The sequence below is a fragment of the Paraburkholderia sp. EG287B genome, from assembly GCF_040965595.1.
Classification (GTDB): domain Bacteria; phylum Pseudomonadota; class Gammaproteobacteria; order Burkholderiales; family Burkholderiaceae; genus Paraburkholderia.
In genome coordinates this window covers 72,799-88,503 of the sequence record NZ_JBFRCG010000023.1, presented here as the reverse complement: position 1 = coordinate 88,503, position 15,705 = coordinate 72,799, and the positions used below count along the sequence as shown (strand labels likewise).

Sequence of the window (15,705 nt, the reverse complement as noted above, 5' to 3'; positions counted from 1 at the left end):
GGGCTTTCGCCTTTTCCAACTTTGCATTTCAGAAGCACCGACGCAGCTTGCCAACGCGGGAAATCAGGGCGCTTTGAGCGGCCTTTTCAGTTTCCGCTCTCGCGCATGCTCCCTTGATGGGCCAACTCGAAGAGTACGCGTTAGGCCTACTCAGTTCAATTAGCCAATGGCTAACATCGAGTTAGCCACTTGGTGTATTCCAACGGTTTAGAGGCGCACGCATACTTGCCACGGCCGGACGATCACGTGTGCAAGCAAGTCTCCGGTGAGAATTAGCGCTAATGCGTATTTTATGAAATTCGCTTCGCCAGCAAGTTTTGCCGTAGTTCGCTACGCGGGGACTCCTGTGATTGATGATTCTGGTTCGACGTTGATTGCCAGCGTACCGACGCAGTTCTTTAGGTCGGCGGCGAACAAGTCAACGCCAAATCCTGGACGACGTCCACACTATTTGCTACGCCAACCGCGCGATGAGGAAGGCGGGCCGTCCTGGGAAGGTTTCGACTCGCTTCGTCTGTGCATCAACAACTGGAACTTCGACTTCGAAGGCCCGCTATTTGCTATCCCGGACGAGGTCAGGGGCGCATATCTTCGCGACCTGACATTGTCCGTTACGTGTGACGATCTGAGCAACTACCCGATCAGAACAACGGGTTATTTGTACAGCAAGGAAAGCGCATTCATTGGGGTCATCGATTTACGTTACTTCGGCGAAAACATGCGGCGCACCCATCGCTTCAATCTCGCGGCGCATCGGCTCCCGGTTTCAACGCGTATGTCTGTTCGATTTTCGGTGGACGGCGGTGGTGCGCCGACCATCCCTACCCCTCCCTCCATCACGAGTGTAGCGGTCGCTCTCACGATAAGCGGCTCTTTCCAACACGACCAAGCAAGGACCATATGGGATACCAACAAGCGCTGAGTGGTCTCGCGGCGGCGTCCGACGACCTGGGTGTCATCGGGAACAATATTGCCAACGCCAACACCGTCGGCTTCAAGCAATCGACTGCGCAATTCGCGGATATGTATGCCAATGCGTTTGCGACATCCGTCAACAATCAGGTCGGCATTGGAACGCAGCTTTCCGAGGTTCAGCAGAACTTCAGCAATGGCAATATCACCTCGACGGGATTGCCATTGGACGTAGCAATCAACGGCAACGGCTTCTTCCTGCTTTCGAACAACGGCGCGACGACGTATTCTAGAAATGGAGTATTTCATCTGGACCCGAGTGGCGCGATTGAAAATGCCCAAGGTCAGAAGTTAATGGGTTATGGAGTCGATGCCAACGGGAACATCGTCAGGGGGGCTATCGGCCCCATCGTCATCTCTAACGCGGACCTCCCGCCCACTGCAACTACGACCATTCATGCGTCGTATAATCTGAACTCCGGAGACAGCAACGTCACGAACGCTACGTTCAGTCCGAGCGATCCGTCCAGTTACACGACCAGCCAGCAGGTCAACCCCTACGACTCGCTTGGCGACGACCAGCAGCCGGTCACTTTTTATTTCGCGAAGACAGCAACGGGTTCGTGGAATGTCTACGGCACCTACGGTGCAACTGGTACCCCGGTTGGGCCAGGCGCGAATGGCCTCCTGGGAACGGTCACGTTCAATAGTTCCGGGCAGATTACCTCGCCGAGTCCCGCAACATTTGCAATCAGCATCCCCAACGCTGCGGACAATGGCGCGACGACTCAGAATCTCACGCTCGATTTGACAGGAACGACACAGTACGGCGCCAAGGACGGCGTCACCAATCTCGCCCTAGACGGCAACCCCGCCTGTCAGCTCACCGGATTCACGGTCGGGTCGGACGGCGTGTTGACTGGCACCTATTCGAGCGATAGGTATACGAGTACCCAGACACGCAATCTTGGACAGATCGTACTCGCAACGTTCAACAACCCAAACGGCCTCGTCGACCTTGGCGGAAACGCCTACGCGCAAACCAATGAATCGGGTGCGGCTCAGATTTCGACGCCTGGTTCGACGACGCACGGCACACTTCAAGGCGGTGCGGTGGAGGAATCGAACGTCGAACTCACGAACCAGCTCGTCGATCTCATCACCGCGCAACGCAATTACCAGGCGAACGCGCAGACCATTAAGACGCAGCAAAACGTGGATCAGGCACTCTTCAATCTCTGATTGAGCAATACGCGGCGAGAAATCGCAAGTCCTTACGCCTGACGTCTTCGCCGAATGTGAAGCGAGCCTGGCAGCAGGAATTGCGATTCCGCGCCCGTGGCAGTGCTCTGAGGCCGGCCGTCTAACGCGCCTGTAACGCAGGTTAAAGCAAACTGCTTCCTTGCCGTTGGGGGTAATCGCCGAACAGTGATCGCTCCCCCGCCCCTGAACGCATGTGAGCCCAAACGCACTAGACTCGATATGTGCCTGCCATTCCGGATTGAGTGGGTCGTTAAGATGCATGCGCCTCGCCACCATCCGGTGCGAAGGGTTACGGAGTTTCCGACTGCGTGCGCGTTAACCAGCGAAATCGTGCCCGCGAGTTCATGCACACGCACAATCGAACAGGCCGGCTACGCGGCGCGCCAACTTGCCCCTTCTATCACCTTGAACAGCGAGCCGCTCCAGCTGCAGTCCATGTTGCCAGCACACGACGCGTTTCCCATCAAGGTATGGAATCGTCTCGTTTCGCATCGCGCGCAGCTGCGAACGCGCCATGTTCTGCCGTAGTCAGTAATCGCGATCGTTGCTGCGCTTATTGAAGGCGAGCCCGGTTCGTCGCAGATGTTCGAAACGGTCTGCGAATGCTTTTTTCAAATCGCTATGCGGTGCAACCCAGACCAGCCCGTGTACATAGTGGCGCCATGCGCCAACGGCTGAAGCTCGTTTGCCCCGACGCACACATGTTGCTCATATCGCCAACTGGTGCGATGCGGGCAACACTATGAGCCCGTTCCCATGTCTACCACCACATGCTACTCCCTCCTACGATGACGCGTTGCGGCGAGCTGCACTAACGGCATCCGCAAGGCTTGGGGCTTATCCGACACCGCGAAGCGCAACTCATGGTGCGACGTATCAACGGCGTTCAGCAATCGTCGAAGCTGGTCCGAAATTTCCTCGCAGTCTGCAAGTCGCGAAGTAGGCGGGTACACAACATGTGCCAATGACCACGTTGTGTCCACAGCCGCCCTACTCGACAGCTATCTTGTCCGCGACACACAGCTGATTATGCGTTGAAGGGTCCGCTCCACGCTTTGGAGCCCCCGCCGTTAGTCTTAGTGTCCGACTGCAGTGCGTGGTAAGCCCGCGAACACCTTGCGGCGGACCCAAAGGTTCAGAGACGACACGATGCTCCATGGGGCCGTGGTCCGTAACGGCGGCTTCCAGCTCCCCTCGGCATACGTAACAGGGTAGTTTCGAATGACAAAGAAAATGACCGGTACGGCCGCACACCCTCGAACCTACCTGGGACTCGAGGCTCGAGGGTCCGCGTCGCTACGGCGACCCGGGATCTCGCGAAATTTCTCCGGTGTTATCGGTTTCATCAATGTCGCACTCAGCGGCAGCCTCACCGAGGCGTCACGTCGCCTTGGTGTGTCGTCGCCCTCGCTAAGCAAGAGCATTGCTCGGCTTGAGTCCCAGCTGAATGTGCGACTTTTGGAGCGCTCCAATCGAAAAATAGCGCTGACCGCCGAAGGCACAATATTCTTTGAAGAGTGTTTTCCGGCTGTGAATCACATCATTCGTGTTGCGGGAGATTTAACTGAAACTACTGCTATACCTGCCGGACACCTTCGTGTCGCCTGCTCACCAAGTTTCGGCCGGCTGTATGTCATTGGCATGCTTCCGTCGTTCTGCGCAACGTTTCCGGGCATTCAGATTGACCTCGATCTCAATGATCTCAGTCTCGATCCGGGGCGAAACGGTATTGACGTTGGGATCCGATACGGCGAGGTGAGCAAGGGAGATTTCGTTGCGCGGCGCCTCTGCGACTCTGGACTGGTGGTATGCGCGTCACCGTCATATCTCATCGAACACGGAACCCCGCTAACGATAGATGATCTTCGCCAGCACAGGCTCATCCTGCATCGGCGCGCGGATTCTGGTCGGCCGGTTGAGTGGTTGTTTTACCAGAACGGCGAGGCGGTCAAGCGTCGCTTCGATGGCTACATTGTCGCCAACGATCTGGATCTCATACAACAGGCGGCGCTTTCCGGGTGCGGGCTGGCTCAGCTCGACAGCAAGCAAGCGGGAAAACACATTGAAAGAGGCGAGTTGGTCCCCGTATTGGCGGGACTTGCGCCCCGGGGCGGTGGATATTTCATCTGTTACCGCAACAGTCCGCGAACGCCTCCGAGGGTCAAGGCCTTCGTCGACTTTCTCCTCGACCATCTGGCTGGCTACCGAAATGTCTAACGCTCAACGCAGGCGGATTCTCCAACGGTTGCAGCATGACGACCATGCAAGGCGGCGAGCGCTTGGTTCTCAAAGGCAAGTGCGCATTGGCAGTGACAATCACGGACGTGCCGGAACTGAGCCCTAGGCAAGGTCTGCAAAAGTCCTGGCGTTGAAGTCTGGTTGTCCTCTCCTGGAAGAACGCGAATTAAAGGAGTTCCTCGATGACACAGCTCGGTCTTGGCCTGGATCTTTCAACGAAACGCACACGCAAGCGGGAATTCTCGATGAGATGAGGCGCCTTGTGCCATGGTCGAGGTTGATTGCGTTGATCGAACCGCACTATCCGAAGGGTAAGACTGGAAGGCCGCCGTTTCCGGTTGAGACGATGTTGCAGATTCACTTCATGCAGCAGTGGTCAGAACGCCCCATGGATTGATCGAACCGTCGGTCTTGAATACATCGATGGTAAGGGCTTTAAGCAAACCAAGGCGGTGGCGACGGCCGACGTGTCAATCAGGGTTCCCAAGCGGGAATACGTGTGGGATCGCCGAATTAACGACGGGGGCAATCTGCTGCCACTGACCCGGCATGAGCAGAAAGCACTGGTCAACCCGCTGAAGCATCTGGGCAATCGCGAGACGAGCTAATGCACTACGTCGCGCTCCTGACCGGTGCTCGCATTCAGACCGTCCTGACACTTCGCTGGGGCGATTTCGCTACGCCGCCGAGCCAAATCAACCAGTGGCCGCTCAAGTTGCAGTGCGGGCCGTGGACCAGACTCGAAAATTGCCGCGTCATCCTTCACCAACAGGCATCTGCGATTCTACGCGGAAAAACATACCACCAGAAATACCACCAGGTGCGACACGCTGTGCATCTACCCTCCTGCCGTTGATTGTTGTCGCATAGACAACACGGGGAGTTCCTTTGCAGGGCTACTGCCGCAAGACGACCACGCTTACGCTTTGTCCTGACGGCGATGGCGCACGATGCCTGATGCAAGCCGTGAAACACAACACTGCAAAAGAAACGTGCAAACGCGCACAGCAAGTCTTCACTGCCTTGCGCGTGCACGTCATTGGTCGCGGCAGCAAAAGCTGTTGCGATGCGCGTTGCGCAACCCCTCACCATGCGAGGAACGACCCGTGACAGAAGAAGATATCCGCAACAACGCCTTTGCGATGCCCGTACACAATCCGGCGTATCCCCGTCCGCCCTTCCGCTTCATCAATCGGGAGTATTTCATCATCTCGTATGAAACGGACATGGATGCGCTAAGGGCCGTCGTTCCGGAACCGCTGACGGTCGACAACGCTATCGTCCACTACGAATTTATCCGCATGCCCGATTCGTCGGGATTCGGCGACTACACGGAAAGCGGTCAGGTGATTTCGGTGCGGGATGAGGACGGCAATCGCGCCAACTTCACGCACGCGATGTATCTGGACGACGAAGGCCCGATCGCCGGTGGACGCGAAATCTGGGGGTTTCCCAAGAAGCTGGCTTCGCCAAAGCTCTGTGTCGATGGCAAGGACACGCTCCTCGGCACGCTCGACTACGGAACGCAGCGCATCGCCACCGGGACGATGGGCTACAAGTATCGCGCGCTCGACACAGCGGCCGAGTGCCGCAAGCTCGCCGACACGCCCAACTACCTGCTCAAGGTCATTCCCCACGTAGATGGTTCGGTACGCATTTGCGAACTGGTGCGCTTCTTCCTGCGTGACGTCGACGTGATCGGCGCGTGGGAGGGACCTGCAGCGCTCGAGCTACATCCGCACGCACTCGCATCGGTTGCTGATCTGCCAGTTCGCAAGGTGATCGGCGCACGTCACGTCATTGCAAATCTGACGCTCGATGTCGGCGACGTGGTCTATGACTATCTCGCCCCTGCCGAGTCGTTGAAACTCGCGGTCAACCAGTAAACCCCCGGAGGACGTATGGCATTGAATGATAAGGTCGCGCTCGTTACGGGCGCAGCAAGCGGTATCGGCGAACAGTGTGCACGCAAGCTTGCGTCAGACGGCGCGACGGTCGTGATCGCGGATCTGAATCTCGCGAACGCTCAAAATGTCGCTAAAGAAATCGCCGCCAATGGCGGGAAAGCGTTCGCCGTTGCGATGGACGTGACCAGCGAAGAAGCGGTCAATGCGGGTGTGGCCGAAACGGTAAGCCGGCTCGGCGGCATCGACGTGCTCGTGTCGAATGCAGGCATCCAGATCGTCAACCGGATCGAGGACTACCCATTTTCCGACTGGAAGAGGATGCTGGCGATTCACCTCGACGGCGCATTCCTGACGACCAAGGCCGTCATCAAGCATATGTACGCGTCGAACAATGGTGGCGCGGTGATCTACATGGGCTCGGTGCACTCGCACGAGGCGTCGCAGCTCAAGTCGGCCTATGTGACTGCGAAACACGGGCTGCTCGGTCTCGCCCGGGTTGTCGCGAAAGAAGGTGGACCACGTGGCGTGCGCGCCAATGTCGTGTGTCCGGGCTTCGTGAGAACCCCGCTGGTCGACAAGCAGATCCCCGAGCAGGCCAAAGCCTTGGGAATCTCTGAGCAGCAGGTTGTGAAGGACGTAATGTTGAAGGAGACAGTCGACGGCGAATTCACGTCGCTGGAAGATGTCGCGAACACGGTTGCATTCCTCGCCGGCTTCGAGTCTAGCGCTCTCACCGGACAATCGATTGTGGTCAGCCACGGCTGGTTCATGCAGTAAGGAGGCAACCATGTATCCGAGCCAGCGTAACAAGCTGCATCAGCCCCATCCCATCAAGCTCCCGGCATATGACGAAATCGGACTCGTGCTGCAGGGTGGCGGCGCACTGGGCTCATATCAGGCCGGCGTATATGAAGGTATGGCCGAAGTCGGCGTGGAACCAACGCGAATATCCGGGGTATCCATCGGCGCGCTGAATACGGCGATCATCGCCGGCAATGCGCCTGCGGACCGGATGGAGGCGCTGCGCGGCTTCTGGAACACGATCAGTCAGCCCGCGGATTTCTTCTCGCATGTCGGTGCGCGCATTCCAACGTGGCCGGGGCTTGAAGATATGGGGCGCCGGTGGTCGAGCGCATGGGCGGCGACGCGCACGCTGATGGAGGGTCAGGCCGGGTTCTTCTCCCCGCGCACGCCTACGCCTCTCGCAGGGCTCGGCCGGAAACGTCCTGACAAGGTCAGCTATTACGACACGTCCGCGTTGCGTGAAACGCTTTTGCGATACGCAAACTTCGATCGGATCAATGACGGGAAGATTCGCGTATCCGTTGGGGCGGTCAATGTGCGAACGGGTAATCTCGTGTACTTCGACAATTCGACAATGCGTCTGGCACCGGAGCATTTCATCGCATCCGGCGCGCTGCCGCCGGGCTTTCCAGCCGTCGAGATCGATGGAGAGTTCTACTGGGACGGCGGACTGGTTTCCAACACACCGCTCACCGAGATCATCAGGGAAAGCCAGCATAAGGACACGCTCGTTTTCCAGATCGATCTGTGGAGCTCGCGAGGCAAGCTACCAGGTGACTTCCTCGACGTCAGCGAGCGCACCAAAGACATTCAATATTCGAGCCGGACGCGAGCGATCACCGCGTTCATGTCGCAGAACCAGAAGCACGCCCAGATGATCAAGGCGCTGCTCGAACACATTCCCGAAAAGGTGCGGCTTGCGCACCCCTTGTTGCGGGAGGCACAGAACACGGCGGATGGCAGTGCGGTGAATGTCGTGCACCTGATCTACAAGAATAAATCGTTCGAGGGGCACTACAAGGACTATGAATTCAGCAAGGATACGATGCGCGAGCATTGGGCGAGCGGTCTCGAGGATATTCGCCGCTCGTTCGGCCACCCCGAGTGGTTCGATATCCCGAGCCGCGAAATCGGCTTCGTCACGCGGGACGTGCATCGCTATCGACAGGAAGTCAACCGCATGGTTTGATCGTCCGCAGGCGGTTCGGAAGCGGTCGCACCTGAACGTGCCGTGAACGTCTCCGAAGGGTCGTTGAGCGTCCAGCGGCCGGCGCGCACACTGGGTCTCCCTTCAACGTTGGAAGGAGGTCGCCATGGAGACCGAGAAACGCGCCGCTGGCATCAGAGTGCCGTGGAACAAGGGCAAGCTTACCGGACAGAAACCGCCTTTGAAGCTTCCGGAAATCTGGGCTATTCGCACAAGACTGCAGATGTCTTCGAACATCCGCGAACTGGCAATGTTCAATCTTGCGATTGATAGCAAGCTTCGGGCGTGCGACCTGACGCGGCTGCTCGTGCAAGAGATCTGCCAGGGTAGCCACGTCGGATCACGAGCCATGGTCATGCAGCAGAAGACGCAACGACCGGTTCAGTTCGAGATCACGGAACAGACCCGCCAGAGCATCGAAGCCTGGATAAGGGCACGGAGACTGCAACCCGCCGACTATCTGTTTCCAAGTCGGCTGCACGCGTCGCCGCATATCTCGACGCGGCAATATGCTCGCTTGGTCCACCGCTGGATCGGCTCGATCGGACTCGACGATACGGCGTACGGCACGCACACCATGCGTCGCACGAAGGCATCATTGATTTACCGGCGGACGAAGAACCTTCGGGCGGTGCAGTTGTTGCTCGGCCACACCAAGCTTGAGAGCACGGTCCGCTACCTCGGCATTGAAGTGGACGACGCCCTTGAGATGGCGGAGCAAACTGAAGTATGAAGGCAAACTGGCCGGCGAGCGGACGCTTGTCGGCCAGGCAGCGTCGTTCGCCTAAAACAACAATCGGAGATTCAGGCGACGTTGTCGCCCGGTAAGCAGTCGTTGCATCGTTGTGTCTGTTGGCGAGCGCCTAAATTTGACCCGGTGGGTCAATTCTGCGCGCCCGTTAACACCCCGGAACTCCCGAGGCGATTCAATCGCAAATTTGCACGTCGCCAAGCATGCGTTTTATGAATGCTCGCCCACGAAAAATGTCGTGCAAGCTCTCTGCACCGTACCGAGTCCTGCTCGGCTATCCTCATTCCCGGTTCGTATCTCAAACTTAAAAAGGAGACAACAATGTTCGATCTTTCAGGAAAGGTGGCGGTCATTACGGGTGGAGCGAGCGGCATTGGGCTCGGCATCGCTCGCGGCATGGTTGCGGCTGGTGCGCGTGTTGTGCTGATTGGTCGCGATCGATGGAAGGGCCGTGCTGCAATTGAATCGCTGTCAGGCGGTAGTGCAAACGGCCATTTCATTCAAGCCGACATCACGAATCAAGGTGAGTGCACTGAGGCAATCGAGCAGGCCGAGCAGCATTTCGGTTGTCTAAATATCCTTGTAAACAACGCTGGCATGAATATCCGCAAGCAAGGGCACGAGCTAGGCTCCGAGGAATGGCACCAGATTGTCGATACGAACCTGAGCGGCGCGCATTTCTGCGCCCAGGCTATTCATGGTGCGTTCACGCGCGCAGGTGGCGGCAAGATTATCAATATCGGCTCGATGCTCTCCCTGTTCGGCACGACCTACGGTTCGGCCTATGCGGCCAGCAAGGGCGGAATCGTGCAGCTCGGCAAAGCGTGGGCTGTTGAATGGGCACCTCATAACATTCAGGTCAACACGTTGCTGCCTGGCTGGATCGAAAGCGATCTGACCGCCGAGGCGAAACGGCTTTTCCCTGACCTCGAAGCGGGCATCTTGAGCCGCACGCCTCAGGGGCGCTGGGGCAAGCCCGAGGACCTTGCCGGCATTGCAGTGGCGCTCTGTTCAAGCGAATGCGACTTCATGACTGGCGCGGTCATTCCGGTAGACGGTGGATATTCGGTTCAAGGTTAGCCGATTCTTTTTGACGCTGCCATATCAAATACAAAGGAGACACCCAGCATGTCCAGCGCTTATGCCGGGGCCGGAAAATATATCCAGCGCGCGGGTGAGATCTCGCGCCTTTCACAGCACGTTGCACCGTTGGGCCGCAACGTGCTCGTTCTGATCGATCCGTTTCTGTTCGAACGCTTCAGCAGTTCACTACAGCGTGATCTCGAAGATGCCAAGCTGTCGGTACATCTGGAGAAGTTCGGCGGCGAATGTACGCTGGCTGAAATCGCGCACGTGGCCGCAATCGCCAGAGGCGAGGAGAGCCACATTCTCGTGGGCGGCGGCGGGGGAAAGACAGCAGACACGGTCAAGATTGCGGCATTCGAAGCCAACGCGCGGACAGTCATCGTTCCGACGATTGCGTCAACGGACGCACCGTGTAGCGCTGTCGCCGCCCGCTATACGTCTGAGGGCGTATACGAGGGGTCCGCGCGGCTGCCTCTAATCGCGATCTGGTCGTAGTGGACACCAGCATTGTGGCGAGTGCGCCAGTACGCTTTCTCGTCGCAGGAATCGGCGATGCGCTATCGACTTGGTTCGAGGCACGTTCGAACCTGGAGTCGCGAACGAACAACTACGTCGCGGGAGGGTTCCCTCCGACAGCTACTGGTATTGCCATTGCGCGAGCCTGCCACGATGTGCTGATGCGAGACGGTCTGAAGGCAAAGCAGGCGGTCGAAGCCGTCTCTTTACCACGGCAGTCGAAAACGTCATCGAAGCTAATACGCTGCTCAGCAGTATCGGCTTCGAGAACTGCGGATGCTCCGCAGCACACGGCATGCATGGTGGACTGACTGCCCTAAGCGAAACACACGGCATGCTGCACGGCGAGAACGTCGCGTTCGGGACGCTATGCCTGCTCATGCTAGAAAATCGCCCGATCCAGGAAATCGAGGAGATGATCCGGTTCTGCGAACAGGTCGCGCTTCCTACGACACTCGCCGAACTAGGGCTGCCCGGCGACCTGCGGTACTACGCGAACCGGATCGCCAAGGCATCGCTCGCTGAAGGAGAATCTACCCACGCGTGTCCCGTCGATGTTTCCGTGGCCCTCGTGAGTGATTCGATACTCGCGGTCGACGCGACGACGACGCGGATGCGGGCGGCGAGACACTAGCGCCTGTTCACATTCTCACCTGCTGGCCAAAGGCGCACACCAGCTGCGCCTCCTCCGGCCTGCGCTTGCCGCAGTGGCTCAGCGCCTTTATTTTCGTGCGCCCCCCGCGCCGCTCGCGGCAAATAGCGCTCGCATGGTACGGAGTCGCTGTGGAAAACATCAGAGTGCTGACACCCCGTTCCACAGCGCCGCTACATCCGAGTCTTTGCAACTCAAGCCGGCTATCAAAGCCTAAGGCGCCCCATCACTGACCCACGAGCACTGATTTTTAGCGTATTGGCAGCTGCCGAACTCATCTCTTCGTTGGCCACGAATACGATAAGTGCATCTCCATCATTGAGCTTTCCAATTTGTGCGCGCAGTCGCTCGTCGACGCGCTCAATGGAATCAAGAACCACGATTCTGATTTCACCACGCGTCTGGATGTCGTCAAGGTCACTCAGTCTGGTGACACCATCCCCATAGCGAATATCGACGAGAACCTCTCCGCATGGGAAGCTGCATATGCGAGTTTGGCTGTTGGCTCCGGGGTTGGAAACAAGCTTCTGGGGCATTGTAGGTATCTCAAGTTCTGGCGTATCGCCTTTCATAATCGACGACGGGAGAAAACGCTCGCGACGGTTTGGCCCAGCTCAGCCGGAGCCCAGATTTACGTGCACCTTGGTGATTTTTACGCAGGTATCCGCGTGACCTTTGCGTGCCGGTCAGCCACGGATGGCCCGCCGAAATTTATATGAGGTGCGGAGCGAAAGCGCAAACAGGCGGTGCGCAACAATGCAGCCACCGCCCATGTGATACCGGGCTACCACCCGCGAAAAGGTGTAAGCGTGGGGCGTTTCATCCTCATGAGATCTGTCACCTCAACTCGGTCATCCACCGACAGGATTGGAATTGTCATCCATTTCCCGTCATGATAAGTCCGGGATTCGTCGTACTGTTTGACCAGCGGCTGACTCCAGAAGTAACGCCTTTCTTCAAACTTCTCTCGTTCGGCCCGGCCCAAGACGACCAATACGGACAACAGCCTGTATGCCGGAAACAGACTGCAAAACGCCCTGTTCTCCTTGTAGCGCAGTGCCCAACCACGCTTCTTGCCGCCATATATCCAATCCGGCGTGAAAACATTGGGGTAAAACTCGTCGATCCAGCTTCGCAGCTCGCCCCAATGTTCGAACGCCTCCGGACCCAACCAGTCGCGGAGAGTACGCTCATCCGGATGCGAGGATTTGTCAGAAATTCTGTCGCCTATCTCAGCGCTTCGTGCGGTTTTGCTTTCCATTCTTCATCTCCTCAGCTTATCCAGATATTTAACTTTCCATCAACTCACCGCCGTGCGTCGCCGTGCGAAGTCCGGAGCGACCCCAGCAAGAGCGTCAACGATGCAGCCAGCAGGACGAGGTCTTTAAGCAGGAACTGGCCGGGCAACGCCGAAATCGCAGGAAAGCCACCTGCAGTCGCTTCGGCGACGCCAGGGGTGCTCAACATGAAGGTAAGCGTGATCAGATAGGTAGCGGCCGACATCGCAGCGCCCAACGCAGAGAAAAAGGGCTGAATCGATCCGATAATTAGAGCGACTGCGGTCGACAGCTCTAGCAAACCAATCACATCACTTGCCCCTTGAACACCGAACGCAGAATTCAACCAGCCCATGATAGGACTATTCACGATAAACGGCGATATTCCAGTCGCTTCATAGTGGGTGAATTTCATTGCTCCGAACCACAGAAAGATTACGACAAGCGCCCACCTCAGCAACAAAAGACCAGTTCGAGACCCAACGCTCCGTTCTGCGATTTGAAAGCGAAACTGACTTGTACGAATGCTCATTTTGATTTCCCGATTCAGTATGTTGAAGGGTTTTTTACCGATTCACAGCTTTACTTTTCCGATAGCGGCTCCGGGACTAACTTCGACCGAAATAGTCCAGGAAACGTTAGACACAATGGAGATCCGACCCGACGCCACCCCTTATTTCCATCCAGCTCGCGACGCCTCGCTAGTCTGCAGGCAAAGGTTGGACAAGTGAGTTTCACTTGAACACCTTCCGGTACTGTATAAAGCCAGAGCGCTCTCCCACGGCGTCGTAGAGGAGCCTGCCTGGGTAGTTCGTTTCGTGAGTCAGCCAGTGCACCCGAGGAGCTTTTCGACGTTTCGCCGCCGCGTACACATGTTCGATCAGTGCGCGACCAATGCCACGCCCACGTGCGTCAGGTCCAACAAACAGGTCCTGCAGATAGCAGTAGTCGGCAGATGTCCAGGTCGACCTTTGGTAGACCGTGTGCGCGAAGCCGCAAGGGTGACCGCATGTCATGGCGAGCACCGCGTACATCGGTTCGTTGGGGTCGAGGAAGCGCTCCCAGGTGTTGCGCGTCACAGCATGCGGGATATCAACCTTGTAAAACTGCTGATAGCCTTCCCAAAGTGGCAGCCACATATCGAAATCGCTATTTTCGATGGCTTTGATCTCAACTGATTGCATAGAGTTCTCCCGAAGTCCTATGGCAGTAAAGCGATGAAGCGCAACTGTGACAAAACCACAGCATCAAGCAATGCGATCAACCACAATTAACTTCAGTCTCACGGGCAATTTCTTTCCTCCGGTCGCGAAGGCGTGATTCGATCGAACCGCAGGTTGACATTTAAAGTCTATTCCCCGGTTAAGCGCATACCGTACTTCCGACGGTACGTACTCTGTATCTCATCTTGACTGCGAGGAGGCTCGGCAAAGATGTGCGCAGGGGAGAGCAATGAAGACATCGAAGTAACATCAATCCTGATGACGTGTTCGACTGGATATTCAGGCCCGTTGCTTATACGAACCCAGTCCGCGATCATTGAGTATTCGTCACCGTCAGGCGGCACAATGAACGCCTTTCCTCTGAACCGGTAACCACGCCTCAGGAACACGTCGACTACGTTGATCTCGACGGCGGCGTTGGCATTCAAATTCCTCAACGTCCCGGGCGACGCGATATCGGCGAAGTAGAGCTTGCCATTCCTGACCGTTAAGGAGGCCTTTGGCGAAAGATTCGGCGTCCCATCCTCATTGACCGTCGCGACGAACGACAGTATTGCCCCTTTTATGATCGCTTCGGCGTCTGCGGTGATTTCAATCATGGATTCACTCGTCTGAAAGGACTTCCTGCGCATTAAGAAAAACTCTCCAGTGCCTCGCAGGATTCGTGTTTGTCGGAAAAATTCCCGCTATCTGAGCGGCGTGGTCAGCGCTTTGTCGTCCGTGTCGACGACAAACACGGCAAGCAATTTCGCGGGCTGCGTTTTGCTCGCGTTTCGGCTGATCGAATGGATAGCGCCGGGCGGTTCTGACCAGCTCTCACCCGCTCGATAGATGCGGGTTGGGCCGTCATTCACCTTGGACTCGACAGCGCCCTCGATCACGTACGCGTAAATGAATGCGGATTTCGCGTGGGTGTGAGGAACAGATGCCGCGCCGGGCGCGTACGTAACTTCCAGTACAATCAGCGATTTGCCGGGGACGTTGGGAATCGCTGCGTCGAAATTCTTCGTGACGGTTTGTCCGTCACCGTCGTGAGCTTCCGCGGAGTCGGCGGCCATCGCAGCTAGCGCAACGAAGCTGGCAATGATGATGTTCCGTATCTTCATGGTCTTTTCCTTCTGCGTGTCAGCGAGGCTATGCGGCTAACTGCCCGGCCTGATTCAGGCTGATGGCATCTCGAGGCCGCGCTGCACAGCAGGGCGTGCGAGACCGCGATCGAACCAACGCTGGACATGAGTGAAGCGATCGAAGCCGACAAGGTCGCGCGCCTCGTAAAAGCCAATCAAGTTACGAACCCACCCGAGCAGAGAAATGTCGGCAATACTGAAGTCATCGCCCATCACCCAGTTGCGTCCGGCAAGCCGAGTGTCGAGCACGCCGAGCAAACGCGCGGCTTCCGACGCATAGCGGTCGCGCGGGCGCTTGTCTTCGTAGGCTTTCCCGGCGAATTTGTTGAAAAAGCCGACCTGTCCAAACATGGGACCGACACCACCCATCTGCCACATCAGCCACTGGATCGTCTCAAAGCGAAGCGCTGGGTCCGTGGACAAGAGCTGCCCCGTCTTGTCGGCAAGATAGAGCAGGATCGCACCTGATTCGAACAATGCGATCGGGCGGTTCCCGGGACCGTCTGGATCGAAGATCGCCGGAATCTTGCCGTTCGGGTTGAGAGAAACGAAAGCAGGTTCCTGGTTTTCGTTCGCCAGGATGTCGATACGATGGGCCTCATACGCCAGGCCCGTCTCCTCCAGCATGATGCTGACCTTCACGCCGTTGGGAGTCGGCAGTGAAAAGAGCTGGAGCCGGTCGGGGTGTTGCGCTGGCCAGCGCGTGAAGACTGGATGCTGAAGGGTCATCTTTTTCCTTGAT

19 protein-coding genes and 2 pseudogenes are annotated in these 15,705 nt (G+C 57.3%); 14 read left to right on the top strand and 7 right to left on the bottom strand.

Going from position 1 to position 15,705, the window contains the following annotated elements:
- Positions 1-292 precede the first annotated feature (292 nt).
- The 14 genes and pseudogenes from AB4Y40_RS34610 to AB4Y40_RS34545 all read left to right on the top strand — a co-directional run bounded on the left by AB4Y40_RS34610 (position 293) and on the right by AB4Y40_RS34545 (position 11,318).
- Positions 293-922 (top strand): hypothetical protein, encoded by a 630-nt coding sequence (locus tag AB4Y40_RS34610; RefSeq protein ID WP_368691665.1) that lies wholly within the window; start codon positions 293-295, stop codon positions 920-922.
- Positions 901-2,154 (top strand): flagellar hook protein FlgE, encoded by a 1,254-nt coding sequence (gene flgE / locus AB4Y40_RS34605; protein ID WP_368691664.1) that lies wholly within the window; start codon positions 901-903, stop codon positions 2,152-2,154. The genes AB4Y40_RS34610 and flgE overlap by 22 nt, the downstream gene beginning before the upstream one ends.
- Positions 2,155-3,396: 1,242 nt before the next feature.
- Positions 3,397-4,392, top strand: coding sequence for a LysR family transcriptional regulator (locus AB4Y40_RS34600; RefSeq protein ID WP_083245454.1), 996 nt, complete (start codon positions 3,397-3,399; stop codon positions 4,390-4,392).
- A pseudogene (locus tag AB4Y40_RS34595) lies at positions 4,393-4,517 on the top strand (LysR family transcriptional regulator); the annotation flags it as partial.
- Positions 4,518-4,595: 78 nt separating this feature from the next.
- Positions 4,596-4,789: pseudogene (locus AB4Y40_RS34590) on the top strand (IS5/IS1182 family transposase); the annotation flags it as partial.
- 76 nt (positions 4,790-4,865) lie between these two features.
- On the top strand, positions 4,866-5,021 hold the full coding sequence (locus tag AB4Y40_RS34585; RefSeq protein ID WP_368691663.1) for a hypothetical protein: 156 nt from the start codon (positions 4,866-4,868) through the stop codon (positions 5,019-5,021).
- A 498-nt stretch (positions 5,022-5,519) separates the two neighbouring features.
- Positions 5,520-6,299: an acetoacetate decarboxylase gene (locus AB4Y40_RS34580; RefSeq protein ID WP_368691662.1), complete on the top strand. Its 780-nt coding sequence runs from the start codon at positions 5,520-5,522 to the stop codon at positions 6,297-6,299.
- Between the two features lie 15 nt (positions 6,300-6,314).
- Complete coding sequence (locus AB4Y40_RS34575) at positions 6,315-7,097, top strand: 3-hydroxybutyrate dehydrogenase (protein ID WP_368691661.1); 783 nt, start codon at positions 6,315-6,317, stop codon at positions 7,095-7,097.
- A 10-nt stretch (positions 7,098-7,107) separates the two neighbouring features.
- Positions 7,108-8,313: a DUF3734 domain-containing protein gene (locus tag AB4Y40_RS34570; protein ID WP_368691660.1), complete on the top strand. Its 1,206-nt coding sequence runs from the start codon at positions 7,108-7,110 to the stop codon at positions 8,311-8,313.
- Positions 8,314-8,437: 124 nt separating this feature from the next.
- The gene (locus tag AB4Y40_RS34565; protein ID WP_368691659.1) at positions 8,438-9,064 is read left to right on the top strand and encodes a tyrosine-type recombinase/integrase; all 627 of its coding nucleotides are present in this window, start codon (positions 8,438-8,440) and stop codon (positions 9,062-9,064) included.
- A gap of 339 nt (positions 9,065-9,403) precedes the next feature.
- The gene (locus AB4Y40_RS34560; protein ID WP_368691658.1) at positions 9,404-10,162 is read left to right on the top strand and encodes an SDR family NAD(P)-dependent oxidoreductase; all 759 of its coding nucleotides are present in this window, start codon (positions 9,404-9,406) and stop codon (positions 10,160-10,162) included.
- A 48-nt stretch (positions 10,163-10,210) separates the two neighbouring features.
- Entirely contained in the window at positions 10,211-10,663 is a 453-nt protein-coding gene (locus AB4Y40_RS34555) for an iron-containing alcohol dehydrogenase (protein ID WP_368691657.1), read from the top strand.
- A complete protein-coding gene (locus AB4Y40_RS34550) occupies positions 10,663-10,995 on the top strand; it encodes an iron-containing alcohol dehydrogenase (protein WP_368691656.1) in 333 nt (110 codons plus the stop codon). The genes AB4Y40_RS34555 and AB4Y40_RS34550 overlap by 1 nt, the downstream gene beginning before the upstream one ends.
- Positions 10,914-11,318, top strand: coding sequence for an iron-containing alcohol dehydrogenase (locus AB4Y40_RS34545; RefSeq protein ID WP_368691708.1), 405 nt, complete (start codon positions 10,914-10,916; stop codon positions 11,316-11,318). Before AB4Y40_RS34550 ends, AB4Y40_RS34545 begins: the two co-directional genes overlap by 82 nt.
- Positions 11,319-11,542: 224 nt before the next feature.
- Here the strand turns inward: AB4Y40_RS34545 and AB4Y40_RS34540 are convergent, their stop codons facing one another.
- The 7 genes from AB4Y40_RS34540 to AB4Y40_RS34510 all read right to left on the bottom strand — a co-directional run bounded on the left by AB4Y40_RS34540 (position 11,543) and on the right by AB4Y40_RS34510 (position 15,692).
- Entirely contained in the window at positions 11,543-11,872 is a 330-nt protein-coding gene (locus tag AB4Y40_RS34540) for a hypothetical protein (protein ID WP_368691655.1), read from the bottom strand.
- Between the two features lie 248 nt (positions 11,873-12,120).
- Entirely contained in the window at positions 12,121-12,597 is a 477-nt protein-coding gene (locus tag AB4Y40_RS34535) for a DUF3788 domain-containing protein (protein ID WP_368691654.1), read from the bottom strand.
- A gap of 44 nt (positions 12,598-12,641) precedes the next feature.
- Entirely contained in the window at positions 12,642-13,145 is a 504-nt protein-coding gene (locus AB4Y40_RS34530) for a DUF417 family protein (protein WP_342949714.1), read from the bottom strand.
- Positions 13,146-13,347: 202 nt separating this feature from the next.
- Positions 13,348-13,797: a GNAT family N-acetyltransferase gene (locus AB4Y40_RS34525; RefSeq protein WP_368691653.1), complete on the bottom strand. Its 450-nt coding sequence runs from the start codon at positions 13,795-13,797 to the stop codon at positions 13,348-13,350.
- A gap of 167 nt (positions 13,798-13,964) precedes the next feature.
- Complete coding sequence (locus AB4Y40_RS34520) at positions 13,965-14,435, bottom strand: pyridoxamine 5'-phosphate oxidase family protein (protein ID WP_368691652.1); 471 nt, start codon at positions 14,433-14,435, stop codon at positions 13,965-13,967.
- An 87-nt stretch (positions 14,436-14,522) separates the two neighbouring features.
- Positions 14,523-14,942: a cupin domain-containing protein gene (locus AB4Y40_RS34515; RefSeq protein WP_342923973.1), complete on the bottom strand. Its 420-nt coding sequence runs from the start codon at positions 14,940-14,942 to the stop codon at positions 14,523-14,525.
- 54 nt (positions 14,943-14,996) lie between these two features.
- Complete coding sequence (locus tag AB4Y40_RS34510; protein WP_368691651.1) at positions 14,997-15,692, bottom strand: glutathione S-transferase C-terminal domain-containing protein; 696 nt, start codon at positions 15,690-15,692, stop codon at positions 14,997-14,999.
- Between the last annotated feature and the right edge of the window lie 13 nt (positions 15,693-15,705).

Bases quoted from the DNA above. Each gene is read 5' to 3' on its own strand.
- AB4Y40_RS34530 (WP_342949714.1), bottom strand. From the start codon at position 13,145: ATGAGCATTCGTACAAGTCAGTTTCGCTTTCAAATCGCAGAACGGAGC.
- AB4Y40_RS34555 (WP_368691657.1), top strand. From the start codon at position 10,211: ATGTCCAGCGCTTATGCCGGGGCCGGAAAATATATCCAGCGCGCGGGT.
- flgE (WP_368691664.1), top strand. From the start codon at position 901: ATGGGATACCAACAAGCGCTGAGTGGTCTCGCGGCGGCGTCCGACGAC.
- AB4Y40_RS34600 (WP_083245454.1), top strand. From the start codon at position 3,397: ATGACAAAGAAAATGACCGGTACGGCCGCACACCCTCGAACCTACCTG.
- AB4Y40_RS34575 (WP_368691661.1), top strand. From the start codon at position 6,315: ATGGCATTGAATGATAAGGTCGCGCTCGTTACGGGCGCAGCAAGCGGT.
- AB4Y40_RS34515 (WP_342923973.1), bottom strand. From the start codon at position 14,942: ATGAAGATACGGAACATCATCATTGCCAGCTTCGTTGCGCTAGCTGCG.
- AB4Y40_RS34540 (WP_368691655.1), bottom strand. From the start codon at position 11,872: ATGCCCCAGAAGCTTGTTTCCAACCCCGGAGCCAACAGCCAAACTCGC.
- AB4Y40_RS34520 (WP_368691652.1), bottom strand. From the start codon at position 14,435: ATGATTGAAATCACCGCAGACGCCGAAGCGATCATAAAAGGGGCAATA.
- AB4Y40_RS34510 (WP_368691651.1), bottom strand. From the start codon at position 15,692: ATGACCCTTCAGCATCCAGTCTTCACGCGCTGGCCAGCGCAACACCCC.
- AB4Y40_RS34610 (WP_368691665.1), top strand. From the start codon at position 293: ATGAAATTCGCTTCGCCAGCAAGTTTTGCCGTAGTTCGCTACGCGGGG.
- AB4Y40_RS34565 (WP_368691659.1), top strand. From the start codon at position 8,438: ATGGAGACCGAGAAACGCGCCGCTGGCATCAGAGTGCCGTGGAACAAG.
- AB4Y40_RS34570 (WP_368691660.1), top strand. From the start codon at position 7,108: ATGTATCCGAGCCAGCGTAACAAGCTGCATCAGCCCCATCCCATCAAG.
- AB4Y40_RS34525 (WP_368691653.1), bottom strand. From the start codon at position 13,797: ATGCAATCAGTTGAGATCAAAGCCATCGAAAATAGCGATTTCGATATG.
- AB4Y40_RS34560 (WP_368691658.1), top strand. From the start codon at position 9,404: ATGTTCGATCTTTCAGGAAAGGTGGCGGTCATTACGGGTGGAGCGAGC.
- AB4Y40_RS34535 (WP_368691654.1), bottom strand. From the start codon at position 12,597: ATGGAAAGCAAAACCGCACGAAGCGCTGAGATAGGCGACAGAATTTCT.